This is a genomic window from Mesorhizobium sp. WSM1497 (genome assembly GCF_001672455.2).
GTDB lineage: Bacteria > Pseudomonadota > Alphaproteobacteria > Rhizobiales > Rhizobiaceae > Mesorhizobium > Mesorhizobium ciceri.
Window position 1 is genome coordinate 1,784,772 of sequence record NZ_CP021070.1, and the last position, 15,424, is coordinate 1,800,195.

Here is a 15,424-nt window from a genome sequence, read left to right on the forward strand (position 1 = left end):
TGCCGATGCCGACGACAATGAAGGGCCCGGGGCTGTTTCTGGCGCAGTTCGCGGGCGACGCCGCGCCGTTCAACTCACTGGCGTCGATCACCAAATGGGCGGCCGGTCTCGGCTACAAGGGCGTGCAGATCCCGACCTGGGACGCGCGGCTGTTCGATCTCAAGAAGGCGGCCTCTTCCAAGGCCTATTGCGACGAGGTGAAAGGCATTTGCGCCGACGCCGGCGTCGAGATCACGGAATTGTCGACGCATCTGCAGGGGCAATTGGTGGCGGTGCATCCTGCCTATGACGCGCAGATGGATGGCTTTGCGCCGCCATCGGTGCACAACAATCCCGCAGCCCGGCAGAAGTGGGCTGTCGAGCAGATGAAGTTCGGCGCTAAAGCATCGCGTAATCTAGGCCTGAATGCTTCAGTGTCGTTTACCGGCTCGCTGGCTTTCCCTTACCTCTATCCGTTCCCGCAGCGGCCGGCTGGACTCATTGAGGAAGCGTTTGGCGAACTCGGCAAACGCTGGAAGCCGATTCTCGACGTGTACGAGGACAACGGCGTCGATGTCGGCTATGAAATTCACCCGTCTGAAGACGTTTTCGACGGCGCCACTTTCGAGATGTTCCTCGACGCGGTCGGCGGCCACAAGCGCTGCAACATCAATTACGATCCGTCGCATTTCCTGCTGCAGCAGCTCGACTATCTCGAATTCATCGACATCTATCACGAGCGCATCAAGGCGTTCCACGTCAAGGACGCCGAGTTCAACCCGACCGGCCGGCAAGGCGTCTATTCCGGCTATCAGAGCTGGACCAACCGCGCCGGGCGCTTCCGTTCGCTGGGCGATGGACAGGTGGATTTCGGCGGCATCTTCTCCAAGCTGACGCAGTACAATTATGATTCCTGGGCGGTGCTGGAGTGGGAGTGCTGCCTGAAGCATCCGGAGGATGGTGCGGCCGAAGGCGCGCCTTTCATCGAGCACCACATCATCCGGGTGACGGAAAAGGCATTCGACGACTTCGCCGCTGGCACCACCGACAAGAAGTTGCTGCGCGCCATGATGGGAATCTAGCCCGATTTTCCCTCCCCTTCGCGGGGAGGGTGGCCCAAAGGCCGGGTGGGTCGGTTCACACCGCGCTCTGCCTCAACGACCCCACCCGATCCGCTGCGCGGATCGACCTCCCCTCAAGGGGGTAAGCAACAGCGAGGAGCAAGATATGGTCGGCGCATCGAAGTCGGAAACGGGAGGCGGCCCGATCCGCTACGGCATGGTCGGCGGCGGGCAAGGCGCCTTCATCGGCGCGGTGCATCGGATCGCGGCGCGGCTGGACAACGAGTTCGTGCTGGTTGCCGGCGCTTTGTCAGCCGACCCGGCCCGTGCCAAGGCCTCGGCGGCCGAACTGGGGCTCGACCCCTCACGCAGCTACGCATCCTATGCCGAGATGGCCAAGGCCGAGGCGAAGCGCCCCGACGGCATCGAGGCGGTGGCCATCGTCACGCCCAACAATGTGCATGTGCCAGCGGCAAAAGCTTTCCTCGAGGCCGGCATCCACGTCATCTGCGACAAGCCGCTGGCGACGACGCTGGCCGAGGCGAAAAAGCTTGCGGCGATAGTCGAGAAGACCGGCAAGGTGTTCGTGCTGACGCACAACTACACCGCCTATCCGATGGTGCGGCAAGCACGCGAAATGGTCGCCAAGGGCGTGCTCGGCGACATCCGCATCGTGCAGTCCGAATATCCGCAGGACTGGCTGACCGAGGATTTGGCGGCGACAGGCCAGAAGCAGGCGGCGTGGCGCTCCGACCCCAAGCAGGCAGGCGCCGGCGGTGCGCTGGGCGATATCGGCACGCATGCCTACAACCTCGCCCGCTTCGTCTCGGGGCTGGAACTGGACTCCCTGTCGGCCGATCTCGACGCCTTCGTGCCGGGACGGCTACTGGATGACAACGTCAACGTCATGCTGCGCTTCAAGCCTACCGGCAAGACGCACCCGGCCAAGGGCATGATCTGGGCAAGCCAGGTGGCGCCCGGCCATGAGAACGGGCTGAAGCTGCGCATCTATGGCTCGAAGGGTGGGCTGGAATGGGTGCAGGCCGACCCGAACTATCTCTGGTACACGCCATTCGGCCAGCCAAAGCAATTGATTACCCGCAATGGCGCCGGCGCGCTGCCGGTGGCGGGCCGTGTCAGCCGCGTCCCGTCGGGCCATCCGGAAGGCTATCTCGAAGGTTTCGCCAACATCTACCAGGAGGCCGCACGCGCCATCCGGGCGGCACGCCGCAAGGGCGGCAAGCCGGCAAAGGATGTCGTCTTCCCGACCATACAGGACGGCGTCGAGGGCATGGCCTTCATCGAGGCTTGCGTGAAGTCGTCGAAGAAAAACGGGGCGTGGACGAAGCTTTAGTGGCGCGGCGGGTAACGAAGACCCCCTCACCCGGATTGCCAGCCGAATTGCGAAGGGCAATTCGGGGCAATCCGACCTCTCTCCGAGGGGAGAGGAGGAGGAGATGGCGCGACGCCAAGTCTCTTCTCCCCAGCGGGGAGAAGGTGGCCGCGAAGCGGCCGGATGAGGGGGCATGGCGCGAAGCGGCGGAACAGCCAGTGCGCCGTCAAAGGGAGGGGGCTTCGATGAAAATCGGCATGTGCATGTTCTTGTGGACGACGGCGGTGTCGAAGAAACACGAGCCGCTGCTGCGCGACATCAAGGCGACCGGTTTCGATGGCGTCGAGATACCGATCTTCGCCGGCACGCCGGACGATTATAGAAAGCTCGGCGATCTGCTCGACCGCATCGGGCTGGAGCGGACTGCGGTTTCGGCCATGGGCGATCCGGCGATGAATTTGATCTCGGCCGACGCGGCAACGCGCAAGGCCGGTGTCGACTACATGAAATGGGCGATCGACTGCGCGCAGGCGCTTGGGGCCAACACGCTGAGCGGCCCTCTGCATTCGACGCTCGGGTCCTTTTCCGGCTCTGGGCCGACGGCCGCGGAGAAGAAGCGCTCCGTCGGCTCGCAGCGCGCCATCGGCGACCATGCCGGCAAGAGGAATGTCACCATCGGGCTCGAGGCGCTGAACCGCTTCGAATGCTATCTCGTCAACACGATGGCGGACCTGTCGGAGCATATCGACGCCATCGACCGGCCGCACATCAAGGCGATGTACGACACCTTCCACGCCAATATCGAGGAGGCCGACCCGATCGGCGCCTACACGAAACACCGCAGGAATGTCGTGCATATCCATATTTCGGAGAATGATCGCGGCGTGCCGGGGCGCGGCAACATTCCGTGGACCGAAACGTTTTCCGCCATCCGCAAGAGCGGCTATGACGATTGGCTGACGATCGAGGCGTTCGGCCGCTCACTCAAGGATTTGGCGGCGGCGACCAAGGTGTGGCGGGATTTCTCAGAGACGCCGGAAGCGGTCTATCGGGAGGGGTATAGGCATATCAAGAGCGGGTGGAAGAAGGCGGCTTAGCGCCCTGGCCCATTTTCTATTTGCGTTCGCGGCGGTTGCCAGGTGGTTCCCCCACTCCGTCTCGGCTTCGCCGAGCCACCTCTCCCCCCCTCCGGAGGGAGAGGAAGGAAGCCTCGGCCTGGGAAGACACTCGGCCTAAGAGGACAGGCGTCGGCTCGGACAGCCTGGCGCTTTCCTCTACCCCGTCGATCGGGGGAGAGGTGTCGAGCGAAGCTCGACGGAGTGGGGGTCGATCCTTTGGCGCTGGTCGAGACGACTTGCGCGTCTGCATCACAAGCCTACCCCTGCTCAGCCTGGATCCTGTTGTAGTCGTGGATGGTCCGGCTCAGCCGGCGGCGCAGGAAGTTGGAGATGTTGTCGAAGATGAAGACGACGGCCAGGATCAGCAGCACCATGTAGAAGACGTTGGCCCAGTTGGAGTTGGTGCGCATCGCTTCCCACAGCTTCAGGCCGATGCCGCCGGCGCCGACAGCGCCGATGATGGTGGCGCCGCGGGTGTTGGATTCCCACTGATAGAGCGTCTGGCTGATGAACACCGGCACCACTTCCGGCAGCACGCCGTAGCGCTGCACCAGGAGGCCGTTGGCTCCGGTCGAGGTAATCCCCTCGCGCGGCTTGTCGTCGATGTTCTCCAGCGCCTCGGAATAGGTTTTGCCGAGCGTGCCGACCTCTGTGAAGAAGATCGCCGCACTGCCAGCCAGCGGTCCCGGCCCGAAGGCGCGGGTGAAGAACAGCGCCCAGATCAGCATGTCGATGGAGCGCATGAAATCGAAGAAGCGCTTGAGCACCTGGTTGACCAGCCGGCTGGGCGTGATGTTGCGGGCGGCGAAGAAGGCCAGCGGGAAGGCGACGATGCCGCCCAGCATGGTGCCGAGAAAGGCCATGACGATGGTCTGCAGGAGCTTCGTCCAGACATCGCCATGCTGCCACTGGGCGTTGTTCCAGATGTTGTCGCCGGCCAGCGCCAGATTTGACGTGCCCGGTTTCAGTTCCGGTCCGGAGACGATCAGCGAGGCGACTTCGCTTGCCGACTTGCCGAAGAAAGGCGAACGCGTGTCGAAGACGAAGTTTGCCCAGCCTAGAAACCGCTTGCGTATCCTGACGCGGTCAACGGCGACGCGGGCCTCGCCGGCAAAGCCCATGTCGGCGACGACCTCATCCTCATGCGCGGTGATCCAGCCGGGAACCGGTCCCGAGATCAGCGGCTTGCCGGTGCCGAGTGCGACCGCAACGGTCTCACCGTTGGCAATTATCGTCGCTTGCGTCTTGGTGAAGGTAATCGACTTGGCGGTGCCGTCGATCAGGATCGTCACCGAACCATCGGCATTGGTCTTGACCCAGTCCGGATCCGGGTTCGGGCCGAGCACCGAGAAGCGTGGATATTTGGCAGTGATCTGCGGTTCATCGAGGCGGAAGATCGGCTGCACGTCGTAGCTGATCCATTGGGTCAGGAACAGCGGCAGGCGCTCCCAGTGCGATTCTCGCATGACCTGTGGCAGGTTGAAGAACCACAAGGCGTACAGCAGGTAGAGAAAGATGCCGCCAAGCAGCATCAGCGGCCCGAAGCGCTTGTGGAACGGCCGCTGGAATACCTGCGGGAAGCGCTCTTCGATCGACTGGATCTGATCGGCGGTCATGGTGGCCATGGTTAAGCGCTCATCACGAAAGCCTGCTCGCCGACCAGCTTGCGGCGCAGCCAGGCGGAGAACTGGTCGACGATGAAGATCGTCGTGAACAGGAGCAGCACGAGGGCTATCGTCTTGGCGCCGAAGCCGCGCGAGATCGACAGCTTCAACTCCTCGCCGATACCGCCGCCGCCGACCGCGCCCATGATGGTGGAAATGCGGACATTTATCTCAACACGCAGCAGCGTGTAGGACATGAAGTTGGGCAGCACCTGCGGCAGGCCGGCGAAGCGAACCCGCTCGAACCAGTTGGCGCCGACGGCCCTCAGGCCTTCCTCGGCGCGCATGTCGATGTTCTCGTTGATCTCGTAGAACAGCTTGCCCAGCGCGCCGATCGAGTGCAGGCTGATGGCGATGATGGCGGCGATCGGGCCGATCGAGACGATGGCGGCGAACAGGCCGGCGATGACGATCTCGGGAAAGGCGCGCAGCAGTTCCATGAGGCGCTTGACGATCAGCCGCAGCACCGGATGCGGCGTCAAATTGCGCGCCGCGATGAAGGAGAACGGCACGGCGAAGACGAAGCCGATGAAGGTCGAGACCAGGGCCACGTTGAGCGTGGTCAGCATCAGCTCGAAATATTCGGGGATGTAGAAGCTGCCCCAGACATAGGAGCGGCCAAGCGGAAAATTGAATTCCTGGGTACCGGTGTCATGCGGGGAAGCGATGTCGAACATCGCCCGCCAGACATCGTTCCAATCCTTGGGGACGAGCCAGCTCAGGAAATCCAGCAAATGCGGCAACCGGTCGAAGAAATGCCCGGCATTGGCCTCGTCGGCGAACCACATGGTGCTGCCGAGCGCGACAATGAGCAGGCCGACGCCGATGGCGGTGTAGAGCCGGCGCAGCGACGTCTGGCGACGCCAGGCGTCGGCCATCTGATGAGTGGCGCCGGAAGGGGCTGTCACGGAAAGGGTCATGATCGGACATGCAAGAAGGGCGGCGTTTTCTCGACGCCGCCCTTCCTGATTTCGCCGTTAGCCGCCGATGGCTGCCTTACGGGCTTCGACGATGACGTTGTAGAAGTCCGCCTTAACCGGGACGTAGCCGGTAAAGTCGCCGCCCTCGACGCCTTCGAAGCAAGCCTTGTCCTTCTTCGGCAACTGCGTGAAGAAGTCGGCGAGCTTGGCCGTCATTTCACTGCCGAGCGCGGTGCGCACGACCAGCGGGCCGTTCGGGATCAGGCCCGAGCGCCAGACCTCGACGAAGTCGTTGGGGTCGACGGCGCCCTTTGCGACTTCCTTGTGAAAGGTGCCCGAGGTGTAGCCGTCCTTGAAGTCGCCGATGCCGGAAGAATCGTCCACCGCCACGTCGACCTTGCCGTCACGCACGGCCAGGACGTTGTTCTCGTGACCGCCGTTGAACTGGGTCGATGCGAAGAAGGTTTCGTTCGAAGCGCCGGTATCCTTCGGGATCTGGGTCAGCGGGATCAGGTAGCCGGAGGTAGAATCCGGATCGGCGTAGCCGAGCTTCTTGCCCTTGGCCGACTTGATGTCGGTGATGCCGGAGGATTTCAGCGCCAGGCCGATCGAATAATAGCCTGTGGCGCCGTCGGTCTGCTGGGTGGTGAGGATCGGGGTGACCGCCTTCGGGTCCTTGAGAGCGACGCTGGCGTAGCCGGAAGCGCCGAGTTCGGCGAAGTCGAGCGTGCCGCCGAGCAGGCCCTGGATGACGCCGTCATAGTCGGCGGCGGGGAACAGCGAGATCTTTTCGAAGCCGAATTCGGCCTTCAGATGGTCGGCGAGGCACTGGTAGTTGCGCAGCCGGTCGGTTTCGTTTTCGCCGCCGAGAATGCCGACGCGAAATTCCTTCATGTCGGCGGCATGGGCCATGCTGGTCGCCATGGCGAGCACCGAAACGGCGCCAAAGACCATCTTCCTGAACATTGGATATTTCTCCTGTAGGTTCCGGCCCCGCGCCGGCAGCGTTATCGATTTTGACAGGTGCCCTTGACGTGGGCTGGCGATCCCAACCGCTCTCAATATCCCGGGAATGCGGGCTCGAGCGGTCCGGCGGATGCGGCGATCTTTCGGCTGAAGGCAACGCTGGTCGAGGTGATGGCCTCGGAGATTTCCTGGCCATTGCTGTCGGCGCCGTAGACGAGGCGCACCGCCTCGCGGTTGAGCTCTTCCGGCGGGCCGTCGAAGACGACCTTGCCGGCAGCCATGCCGATGATGCGGTTGCAGTAGGTGCGGGCGGTGTCCAGCGTGTGCAGATTGGTGACGACGGTGATGCCTTCGCGCAAATTGATGTCCTGCAGCGAATCCATCACCACCTTGGCGTTGAGCGGGTCGAGCGAGGCGATCGGCTCGTCGGCGAGGATCACTCTGGGCTGCTGCATCATGGCACGAGCGACGGCGACGCGCTGCTGCTGGCCGCCCGACAAGGTGCCGGCGGGCTGCAGCGCGGTGCGGACGATGTCGAGCCGCTCGAGTGCCGCGACCGCCTCGGCGCATTCGGCGCGGGAGAACATGCCGAACAGGTTGGTGATGGTCGAGCGGTGGTTCAGCTTGCCGAGCAGCACATTGGTCAGCACGTCGAGGCGCGGCACCAGGTTGAACTGCTGGAAGATCATGGCGCAGTCACGCTGCCAGCGCCGCAGCGGCGAACCGCTCAGCTTCGAGACTTCGGCGCCGTCAAAAAAAATCGACCCCTGGCTGGGATCGATGAGACGGTTGATCATGCGAAGGAGGGTTGATTTGCCGGCGCCCGAACGGCCGATAATGCCAACCATCTGACCCTGCGGGATCGCGATGTTGATGTCGCTGACGGCAGTGTTCTTGCCAAATCGTCGGGTGACACCGCGGATTTCGAGCGTGGCGGAATTTGCTGGCATGGGGGCAGGTTCCAGTCCGGGACCATTGATCGTCAGGCTCTCGCCTAACGCAGCCACATGAACCTGCCGTGTCGCGATGATGTCAGTTTTGTTACGCTCCACAGGCCTTAGCTTGTCAGCCTGGCTTACCTGTAAGTTGCGCAAGGACCCACAGCATATAGAGTGGAGCTATCGCCGCCGTGAACAAAACACAGACTAATATCATCAACGTTATTGAAGAGCCAACGTCGGATTGCCTCCAACGCTTCTGCAAGCTTAATCACCAAAATTCCCAACGCGACCAACCCCAGTCCAATGAAAAGAGGTATTACGACAATAAAGGTCACATATGCTCCATGGCTCTGGGTTGGGTGATTATTAGTTCGATGAAAGCACCATTCGCGTCAACCATGCTTCTCCAGAAATGCCTCTGCGGACAGCTCACGGAAGTCCTCAAGGCAAGCGCGCAGCCTTGCATGGTCCCAGTGCCACCAGGCCAGCGCCTGGTAGCGTTCGGCCGTGCGGCGATCGAAGCGCTCGCGGATCGGCTTTGCCGGCACGCCGGCGACGATCGTATAGGGCGCTACATCTTTCGAGACGACAGCGCCGGCGCCGACCGCGGCGCCATCGCCGATGGTGACACCGGGCAGGATGGTCGAGCCGTGACCAAGCCAGGTGTCGTGGCCGATGGTGACCCGCTTGGCGCGGCGCTGGGCGAAGAATTCGCTCTCGTGCTCGGCATCGTCCCAGTAGTCCGAGGCGCGATAGGTGAAGTGATGCAGCGTCGGCCGCCAGGTCGGGTGGTTGGTGGCGTTGATGCGCACGCTGGCCGCGATGTTGGCGAACTTGCCGATCGTCGCGCACCAGACGGCGCAGTCCTGCATCATGTAGGAATAGTCGCCGAGTTCGCTTTCCGAGACCCGGCTGCGGTCGGCGATCTCGGTCCAACGGCCGAGCGTCGAGTTCTGCACCTCCGCCGTCGGATGGATCAACGGCGTCTCGGATAATTTCCTGGTCATGCGGCGATTTTTCCGGGCGCGAAAGCGGTGACGTCGATGATGCGGTCGGCAACCGCCTCGCGCACGTCGTGGTCGTGGAAGATGCCGAGCAGGGCGACATCAGCCGCCTTCTTGGCGGCGATGAGTTCGATCACGACATCGCGGTTCCTGGCATCGAGCGAGGCTGTCGGCTCGTCGAGCAGCAGGATCGGGTGCTCGGTGATGAAGCCGCGTGCGATGTTGACGCGCTGCTGCTCGCCGCCGGAGAAGGTCGCAGGCGGCAAAGCCCAGAGTTTCTCCGGCAGGTTGAGCTGCGCCAGCAAGGCGCGTGCCTTGCCGCGGGCAATCTCGCGATCCTCGCCGCGCTCGACCAGCGGTTCGGCGACGACGTCGAGCGCCGAGACGCGCGGCACGGTGCGCAGGAACTGGCTGACATAGCCGATCGTTTGCCGGCGTATGGCCAGCACGGTGCGCGGGCTGGCGGTGGCGAGGTCGATCAGCCCATCACCATGCGTGACGATGATCTGGCCTTCGTCGACGGCGTAGTTGCCGTAGAGCATCTTCAGGATCGAGCTCTTGCCGGCACCGGAAGGACCGCCGAGCACGGTGCATTCGCCAGCCCTGATCGAGAACGAGACACCGGCGACAACAGGCAGTTTGATGCCGTCGCGCAGGTGCATGGTGAAACTCTTGGCGACATCGGAGACAACGAGGGGGGTTGCCATCAGAAGGGCCTCCAATTGTCGTTCGTTTGCGGGCCAACGCCTCCCTCTGCCTTGCCAGGCATCTCCCCCTCAAGGGGGGAGATCGGCAGCTTTCTCGTTGCGCTTGTTCTGCAACGTTGGAGAGTGGCGAAACCGAGGACGATAGCCAATCTCCCCCCTTGAGGGGGAGATGGCCGGCAGGCCAGAGGGGGGTGCCTTGGCGCCATCGTCAAACCTGCAGAATCGAGGAAACAAGCAATTGCGTGTAAGGCGCGCGCGGGTCGTCGAGCACGCGGTCGGTGAGGCCGCTTTCGACGACGCGGCCGTCCTTCATCACCATCATGCGCTGCGACAAGAGCCGCGCCACGGCAAGGTCGTGGGTGACGACGATGGCCGCCAGACCGAGATCGGTGACCAGACCACGCAGCAGGTCGAGCAGGCGGGCTTGCACCGAGACATCGAGGCCGCCTGTTGGCTCATCCATGAACACCAGGCGCGGCCCGGTGACGAGGTTGCGGGCAATCTGCAGGCGCTGGCGCATGCCGCCGGAAAAGGCGCGGGGCTCGTCGTCGATGCGGTCCTCGTCGATCTCGACGCGCGACAGCCAGTCGACGGCGGTGGCGCGGATCCTGCCGTAGTGACGGTCGCCGACCGCCATCAGCCGCTCACCGACATTGGCGCCCGCCGACACCGTCATGCGCAGGCCGTCGGCGGGGTTCTGATGGACAAAACCCCAGTCGGTGCGCATCAGGAAGCGGCGCTCGGCCTCGCTCATGCGGTAGAGCTCGCGGAACTGGCCGTCGCGCATGCGGTAGCTGGCGGTGCCGGAGCTCGGTAGCAGCCGGGTCGACAGGCAGTTGAGCAGCGTCGTCTTGCCGGAGCCGGATTCGCCGACGACAGCCAGGACTTCGCCCGGCCACAGGTCGAAGGAGACGTTGTCGCAGCCGACGCGCGAACCGTAGAATTTAGAAAGTGCTGCGACACGCAGCAGCGGTTCGTCGGTCATTGCGCCGGCTCCCTTGTTCCCGAGGCAAGATGGCTTTCTGGAGCAAGGTGGCCGCGATGGCCGTCCGCCCGCCGCTTCTCGCAATGGTCCGTGTCGGAGCAGACGAACATGTGACCGCCATGGTCGTCGAGGATGACTTCGTCGAGATAGACGTTCTCGGCCGCGCACAGCGCGCAGGGCTGGTCGAAGGTCTGGACCTCGAACGGATGATCCTCGAAGTCGAGGCTGACCACTTCGGTGAAAGGCGGCACCGCGTAGATTCGCTTTTCGCGGCCGGCGCCAAACAGCTGCAGGGCCGGCGAGCGGTGCATCTTGGGATTGTCGAATTTCGGCGTCGGCGAGGGGTCCATCACATAGCGGCCCTCGACCTTGACCGGATAGGCATAGGTGGTGGCGATGCGGCCGTGCTTGGCGATGTCCTCGTAGAGCTTGACGTGCATGAGGCCATATTCCTCCAGCGCGTGCATTTTGCGCGTTTCGGTCTCGCGCGGTTCGAGGAAGCGCAGCGGCTCGGGGATCGGCACCTGGTAGACCAGCACCTGGGCCGCCGTCAGCGGATGCTCGGGAATGCGGTGACGGGTCTGGATGATGGTGGCGCTGGCAGTGTCGGTCGTCACCGCGACATTGGCGACTTTCTTGAAGAAGGCGCGGATCGACACCGCATTGGTGGTGTCGTCGGCGCCCTGGTCGATGACCTTCAGCACATCGTCCGGGCCGATGATCGAAGCGGTGACCTGGACACCGCCGGTGCCCCAGCCGTAGGGCATCGGCATTTCGCGCGAAGCGAACGGCACCTGGTAGCCGGGAATGGCGATGCCCTTGAGGATCGCCCGGCGGATCATCCTTTTGGTCTGCTCGTCGAGATAGGCGAAGTTGTAGGTGGCGATGTCGGTCATGGCGATCACATCCACATTGTGCTATCGAATTGGCGTCCAGGACGCGGATACAGGGGCGAATTCAGATGAACTCGACCGGATGGATGCATCTCGGAATTCTGTTGGTGGTGTTCGCCGGCGTCGTTCTCTTCTTCCTTCGGCGCATGATTTTGCCCGGCCCCAAAGAAGGCTCTCAAGGTGAGTCCCTGGGCGTCGGCAATGGTGATTACTCCGGGTATGACGGCTATGGCGGTCATTCCCACGATGGTGGCGGCCATGGTGGCGTCGGGCACTAAATTCATTCCGCAGCCTCCGATCCCCTGGCATAGCGCGCCAGCCGCTCATTGAGCGTGCCGGTGTGCAGTTCGAACATGTGGTTGTCTTCGTCGTAGAAATAGATCGAGCGGCCTTCACCCTCGACGCGCGGGCGCGGCGGGCGCATGTCGAGGCCGAGCCTGCCGATGCGCTCGGCATAGCGGTCGAAATCGGCGTCATCGATCTTGAAGGCGATGTGGTTGTAGCTGCGCTCCGGCAAGGGTTCGCCCTCCATGATGGCGACCCAGATGTCACCGATCAGGAAGAATTTTTCGGGCGACAGCGAGAACTGCCTGGCGTCGCTGACATAGACTTCGCGTGCGTCGAATACGCCCTCGAGGATCTCGGTCATCCGCTCGAGATCGCGGACGATGAAGGTCATGTGGGAAAGGCCCTCGATCATTCCGCGGCCTCCCGCTTCTCTTCGACCTTCACGGGGTTTTGGCGGGCGTCATATTCGGCACGCATGCGGCGCACGAGATCGAGTTCGGCCTGGAAATCGACATAGTGCGGCAGCTTCAGATGCTCGACGAAGCCGGTCGCCTGGACATTGTCGGAATGCGAGATGACGAACTCCTCGTCCTGGGCCGCGGCGACGACATCCTCGCCGAGCTCTTTCGCGCGCAGCGCCCGGTCGCAGAGTGCCACGGCCATCGCCTTGCGTTCGCTCTGGCCGAAGACCAGGCCGTAGCCGCGGGTGAATTGCGGCGGCGCCTTGGCCGAGCCTTTGAACTGGTTGACCATCTGGCATTCGGTGACGCGGACAGTGCCGAGCGGCACCGCGAAGGGCAGTTCGGGCACGTCGAGCTCCAGCTCGACTTCGCCGATGCGGATCTCGCCGACGAAGGGGTGGTTGCGGGCATAGCCGCGCTGGGTGGAATAGCCGAGCGCCAGCAGGAATCCTTCATCGCCGCGTGACAGCGCCTGCAGGCGGATGTCGCGCGCCATCGGGAATTCGAGCGGCTCGCGGGTGATGTCGCCGGGGACATGGTCCTGCGGCATGTCGCCATCCGGTTCGATCAAGCCTTCGCGGGCGAGGATCGCCGAGACGCGTGGCATGGCTTGCGCTTCCGTCTCGCGCAGCAAGGGCTCGGCGACATCGGCGCCGGCGGCAAGCTCGGGATCGAGCAGCCGGTGGGTGTAGTCGAAGGTAGGTCCGAGCAACTGCCCGCCGGGCAGATCCTTGTAGGTCGCCGAGACGCGCCGCTCGACCAGCATGTTGGCGGTGTCGATCGGCCTGGAGTAGCCGAAGCGCGGCAGCGTGGTGCGATAGGCGCGCACCAGGAAGATCGCCTCGATCATGTCGCCGCGCGCCTGGACGATGGCGAGCGCGGCCAGTTCACGATCATAGAGCGAGCCTTCGCTCATCACCCGGTCGACGCCGAGCGCCAGCTGCTCGACGATCTGGTCGAGGCGCAGGGCGGGCACCGAACGGTCGCCACGCCGGCGGTCGGCCAGCAGGCTGTGGGCGTTGGCGATTGCCGCTTCGCCGCCTTTTACCGCGACATACATCTTACGCCTCCATCGTCTTGATGCGCGTCGTGCGCGGCAGGCAGGCAATGCCGCCTGATGTGGCGAGGATGATGTCGACGCCGCGCGGAAAGCGCTTGATATTCTGCTTCCACTGCTCGACGAAATGGCGTGGCATCTGCGCCGGCGCGATCGTGGCGCTGGTTTCGATGCCGGGACCTTCGAGCAATAGCGGCGTGCCGGAGACCAGATCGCTGACCTGCAGGATCAGCGTGGTCGAGCGGTCGGGATAATCCTGCGTGCCCTGCGAAAAGCCATCGAGCGCCATCATCTCGGCAGGTGCTGCGATCAAGGCGAAATGCGCATCGGCCGGTGTGTTGGCCAATGGCTCGCCGGTATGGAAACCAAGCCAGGATTTGATTGCGGTGGAAGCCTGCAGAGCCGGGTCGAGCCAGAGCGGCGTGTCGTTGTCGCACAGCGCCAGTGCGATGGCACCGGCGGTAGCCGAGAGCGGCACCGGCGGGCGGGCGAAGGCCGGCAGCGGCTGCACGCTGCCCGGCCGCGCCATTGCGTCCATGACGGCGCGGAACACCGTCTGGGCATTGAACACCGGATCGGCGAAACCGCCTTCGATCGATTGCGCTGCAATGTCCATCAGTCTTCTCCGCGAACCATGGTGAAGAAATCGACCTTCGTTGCCGCCGTCTCGGCGCGGCGTTTTTCGTGCGCCATGGTCAGAGCCGACCGCAGAGGCGCTATCAGTCCGGTCTCGACCTCATTGCGGCGGGCAGGGTCCTGCCATAGGGCGTCGGCGATAGCCGCCAGCTTCGCCTTCTGCTTGTCGCGGCCAAGCGCATAGCAATGGCCGACCTGTCCGGTGGGTAGCCTGACCGTGGCGCGGGTGACGGTCGCCTCGCCGACATTGAAGGGCGCGCCACCGCCGCCGATGCGGCCGCGCAGGGTGACCAGTCCGGTTTCGGGGCCGCGCAGCAGCTCGGCGTCCGAAGGCAGTCCGGCCTCATTCCAGAGCCGGACGATGTCATCGCCGCTGGATTGCGCAAGGGTTGCCATGGCGGCCTTGCGCTCGGCCTGGTCGCGGGCTTCCTGTCCTCGCATCAGAAGCATTCCTCCTTGGCAATTTGTCTATTGATATAGACAACTATACAAATTATACCTATTATCTAACGGGTGTCCATGACGGGTGGATGACAGCGATAGAAGACCGGGCGCTGGAAGGTTGGGGCAATGATGGTCGGGCGGCTAGCAGCGGACAGCATCGAGCGGCGCAGTGGCGTTTCGCTGTGGCGGCAGATTGCCGACAAGATGCTGCATGCGATCGCCATCGGCGATTTCACGGAGAATGCAGCGCTGCCGCCGGAGGTGGCGCTGGCAGAGCGCTATGGCGTCAACCGCCACACGGTGCGCAGCGCCATATCAGCCCTCGTAAGGGAAGGCGTGCTGCGGGCCGAGCAGGGGCGCGGCACCTTCGTGCTGTCGCGCAAGCGGCTGTCCTATCCGATCGGGGCGCGCACACGGTTTTCGACAGGGCTGCAAGCGCAGACGACGGAACGGCACATCGCCTTGCTCGCCTCGTCGGTCGAGCCGGCCAGCCAGCGCGTCGCCGAGGGACTGGGTCTTGCCAAGGGAGCCGATGTGATCCGCCTGGAAACGCGCGGCGAAGCCGATGGACGGCCGGTGTCGCGCGCTGCTGGCTGGTTCGAAGCCCGGCGCTTTGCCGGCATCGATGCCGCGATGGCGCAAACAGGGTCGATCACCGCCTCGCTGGCGCGCTTCGGCATCGACGACTATCTCAGGCAATCGACCGTGCTGTCGGCGCGCCATGCCGATGCGGCGGACCTGGCCGACCTCGACCTGCAGCCGGGCGCCATCGTACTGGTCACGGTCGCCGTCAACGTCACGCCGGACGGCCAACCGATCCAGTTTTCCGAGTCGCGCTTCCCGGCCGAACGGGTGGAGCTGAAGCTGTCGGCGCTGTAGGGAGTGACGGGCTTATACGAGACCGTGATTTATCTGACTCACGCTGATATCAGACCAGCTCGGTCGCGCTCACTTGCGTCTTGGCGAT

At 63.7% G+C, this 15,424-nt stretch carries 17 protein-coding genes; 5 read left to right on the top strand and 12 right to left on the bottom strand.

Annotated elements, in window-relative coordinates; all coding sequences use genetic code 11:
- The first annotated feature begins 5 nt into the window (after positions 1-5).
- The 3 genes from A9K65_RS08730 to A9K65_RS08740 all read left to right on the top strand — a co-directional run bounded on the left by A9K65_RS08730 (position 6) and on the right by A9K65_RS08740 (position 3,470).
- On the top strand, positions 6-1,061 hold the full coding sequence (locus A9K65_RS08730) for a sugar phosphate isomerase/epimerase (RefSeq protein ID WP_013529509.1): 1,056 nt from the start codon (positions 6-8) through the stop codon (positions 1,059-1,061).
- A 145-nt stretch (positions 1,062-1,206) separates the two neighbouring features.
- Entirely contained in the window at positions 1,207-2,394 is a 1,188-nt protein-coding gene (locus A9K65_RS08735) for a Gfo/Idh/MocA family oxidoreductase (protein WP_013529510.1), read from the top strand.
- A gap of 224 nt (positions 2,395-2,618) precedes the next feature.
- Entirely contained in the window at positions 2,619-3,470 is an 852-nt protein-coding gene (locus A9K65_RS08740) for a sugar phosphate isomerase/epimerase (protein WP_064995538.1), read from the top strand.
- A gap of 278 nt (positions 3,471-3,748) precedes the next feature.
- Here the strand turns inward: A9K65_RS08740 and phnE (A9K65_RS08745) are convergent, their stop codons facing one another.
- The 8 genes from phnE (A9K65_RS08745) to A9K65_RS08785 all read right to left on the bottom strand — a co-directional run bounded on the left by phnE (A9K65_RS08745) (position 3,749) and on the right by A9K65_RS08785 (position 11,574).
- Positions 3,749-5,116: a phosphonate ABC transporter, permease protein PhnE gene (gene phnE / locus A9K65_RS08745; RefSeq protein WP_027161290.1), complete on the bottom strand. Its 1,368-nt coding sequence runs from the start codon at positions 5,114-5,116 to the stop codon at positions 3,749-3,751.
- A 2-nt stretch (positions 5,117-5,118) separates the two neighbouring features.
- The gene (gene phnE / locus A9K65_RS08750) at positions 5,119-6,075 is read right to left on the bottom strand and encodes a phosphonate ABC transporter, permease protein PhnE (protein ID WP_064995539.1); all 957 of its coding nucleotides are present in this window, start codon (positions 6,073-6,075) and stop codon (positions 5,119-5,121) included.
- A gap of 57 nt (positions 6,076-6,132) precedes the next feature.
- On the bottom strand, positions 6,133-7,041 hold the full coding sequence (phnD, locus tag A9K65_RS08755) for a phosphonate ABC transporter substrate-binding protein (protein ID WP_064995540.1): 909 nt from the start codon (positions 7,039-7,041) through the stop codon (positions 6,133-6,135).
- Positions 7,042-7,133: 92 nt separating this feature from the next.
- Positions 7,134-7,991 carry a phosphonate ABC transporter ATP-binding protein gene (phnC, locus tag A9K65_RS08760; RefSeq protein ID WP_064995541.1) on the bottom strand — a complete coding sequence of 286 codons (858 nt, stop codon included), beginning with the start codon at positions 7,989-7,991 and terminating at the stop codon, positions 7,134-7,136.
- A gap of 383 nt (positions 7,992-8,374) precedes the next feature.
- A complete protein-coding gene (locus A9K65_RS08765) occupies positions 8,375-8,989 on the bottom strand; it encodes a DapH/DapD/GlmU-related protein (protein ID WP_064995542.1) in 615 nt (204 codons plus the stop codon).
- On the bottom strand, positions 8,986-9,693 hold the full coding sequence (phnL, locus tag A9K65_RS08770; RefSeq protein WP_064995543.1) for a phosphonate C-P lyase system protein PhnL: 708 nt from the start codon (positions 9,691-9,693) through the stop codon (positions 8,986-8,988). The genes A9K65_RS08765 and phnL overlap by 4 nt, the downstream gene beginning before the upstream one ends.
- A gap of 208 nt (positions 9,694-9,901) precedes the next feature.
- Positions 9,902-10,678 carry a phosphonate C-P lyase system protein PhnK gene (phnK, locus tag A9K65_RS08780; RefSeq protein ID WP_013529518.1) on the bottom strand — a complete coding sequence of 259 codons (777 nt, stop codon included), beginning with the start codon at positions 10,676-10,678 and terminating at the stop codon, positions 9,902-9,904.
- Positions 10,675-11,574, bottom strand: a complete 900-nt coding sequence (locus A9K65_RS08785) for an alpha-D-ribose 1-methylphosphonate 5-phosphate C-P-lyase PhnJ (protein WP_013529519.1) — start codon at positions 11,572-11,574, stop codon at positions 10,675-10,677. The genes phnK and A9K65_RS08785 overlap by 4 nt, the downstream gene beginning before the upstream one ends.
- 65 nt (positions 11,575-11,639) lie before the next feature.
- On the opposite strand from A9K65_RS08785, the gene A9K65_RS35615 reads away from it, so the two are divergent.
- On the top strand, positions 11,640-11,849 hold the full coding sequence (locus A9K65_RS35615) for a hypothetical protein (protein WP_064995544.1): 210 nt from the start codon (positions 11,640-11,642) through the stop codon (positions 11,847-11,849).
- Between the two features lie 2 nt (positions 11,850-11,851).
- Here the strand turns inward: A9K65_RS35615 and fosX are convergent, their stop codons facing one another.
- From fosX to phnG, 4 genes are read right to left on the bottom strand one after another with little or no spacing between them, the layout of a single operon-like run.
- Entirely contained in the window at positions 11,852-12,271 is a 420-nt protein-coding gene (gene fosX, locus A9K65_RS08795) for a FosX/FosE/FosI family fosfomycin resistance hydrolase (RefSeq protein WP_063169035.1), read from the bottom strand.
- Positions 12,268-13,380: a carbon-phosphorus lyase complex subunit PhnI gene (locus tag A9K65_RS08800; protein ID WP_064995545.1), complete on the bottom strand. Its 1,113-nt coding sequence runs from the start codon at positions 13,378-13,380 to the stop codon at positions 12,268-12,270. Before A9K65_RS08800 ends, fosX begins: the two co-directional genes overlap by 4 nt.
- 1 nt (position 13,381) lies before the next feature.
- A complete protein-coding gene (gene phnH, locus A9K65_RS08805) occupies positions 13,382-13,993 on the bottom strand; it encodes a phosphonate C-P lyase system protein PhnH (protein ID WP_064995546.1) in 612 nt (203 codons plus the stop codon).
- A complete protein-coding gene (gene phnG / locus A9K65_RS08810; protein ID WP_064995659.1) occupies positions 13,993-14,454 on the bottom strand; it encodes a phosphonate C-P lyase system protein PhnG in 462 nt (153 codons plus the stop codon). Before phnG ends, phnH begins: the two co-directional genes overlap by 1 nt.
- A gap of 132 nt (positions 14,455-14,586) precedes the next feature.
- Here phnG and phnF point away from each other — a divergent pair, with 132 nt between their 5' ends.
- The gene (gene phnF, locus A9K65_RS08815) at positions 14,587-15,336 is read left to right on the top strand and encodes a phosphonate metabolism transcriptional regulator PhnF (protein ID WP_063173106.1); all 750 of its coding nucleotides are present in this window, start codon (positions 14,587-14,589) and stop codon (positions 15,334-15,336) included.
- Positions 15,337-15,424 lie beyond the last annotated feature (88 nt).

What these genes read in the sequence shown, in the direction of transcription:
- A9K65_RS08730 (WP_013529509.1), top strand. Translation starts at nt 6, where the DNA reads ATGCCGACGACAATGAAGGGCCCGGGGCTGTTTCTGGCGCAGTTCGCG.
- A9K65_RS08735 (WP_013529510.1), top strand. Translation starts at nt 1,207, where the DNA reads ATGGTCGGCGCATCGAAGTCGGAAACGGGAGGCGGCCCGATCCGCTAC.
- A9K65_RS08740 (WP_064995538.1), top strand. Translation starts at nt 2,619, where the DNA reads ATGAAAATCGGCATGTGCATGTTCTTGTGGACGACGGCGGTGTCGAAG.
- phnE (WP_027161290.1), bottom strand. Translation starts at nt 5,116, where the DNA reads ATGGCCACCATGACCGCCGATCAGATCCAGTCGATCGAAGAGCGCTTC.
- phnE (WP_064995539.1), bottom strand. Translation starts at nt 6,075, where the DNA reads ATGACCCTTTCCGTGACAGCCCCTTCCGGCGCCACTCATCAGATGGCC.
- phnD (WP_064995540.1), bottom strand. Translation starts at nt 7,041, where the DNA reads ATGTTCAGGAAGATGGTCTTTGGCGCCGTTTCGGTGCTCGCCATGGCG.
- phnC (WP_064995541.1), bottom strand. Translation starts at nt 7,991, where the DNA reads ATGCCAGCAAATTCCGCCACGCTCGAAATCCGCGGTGTCACCCGACGA.
- A9K65_RS08765 (WP_064995542.1), bottom strand. Translation starts at nt 8,989, where the DNA reads ATGACCAGGAAATTATCCGAGACGCCGTTGATCCATCCGACGGCGGAG.
- phnL (WP_064995543.1), bottom strand. Translation starts at nt 9,693, where the DNA reads ATGGCAACCCCCCTCGTTGTCTCCGATGTCGCCAAGAGTTTCACCATG.
- phnK (WP_013529518.1), bottom strand. Translation starts at nt 10,678, where the DNA reads ATGACCGACGAACCGCTGCTGCGTGTCGCAGCACTTTCTAAATTCTAC.
- A9K65_RS08785 (WP_013529519.1), bottom strand. Translation starts at nt 11,574, where the DNA reads ATGACCGACATCGCCACCTACAACTTCGCCTATCTCGACGAGCAGACC.
- A9K65_RS35615 (WP_064995544.1), top strand. Translation starts at nt 11,640, where the DNA reads ATGAACTCGACCGGATGGATGCATCTCGGAATTCTGTTGGTGGTGTTC.
- fosX (WP_063169035.1), bottom strand. Translation starts at nt 12,271, where the DNA reads ATGATCGAGGGCCTTTCCCACATGACCTTCATCGTCCGCGATCTCGAG.
- A9K65_RS08800 (WP_064995545.1), bottom strand. Translation starts at nt 13,380, where the DNA reads ATGTATGTCGCGGTAAAAGGCGGCGAAGCGGCAATCGCCAACGCCCAC.
- phnH (WP_064995546.1), bottom strand. Translation starts at nt 13,993, where the DNA reads ATGGACATTGCAGCGCAATCGATCGAAGGCGGTTTCGCCGATCCGGTG.
- phnG (WP_064995659.1), bottom strand. Translation starts at nt 14,454, where the DNA reads ATGCGAGGACAGGAAGCCCGCGACCAGGCCGAGCGCAAGGCCGCCATG.
- phnF (WP_063173106.1), top strand. Translation starts at nt 14,587, where the DNA reads ATGGTCGGGCGGCTAGCAGCGGACAGCATCGAGCGGCGCAGTGGCGTT.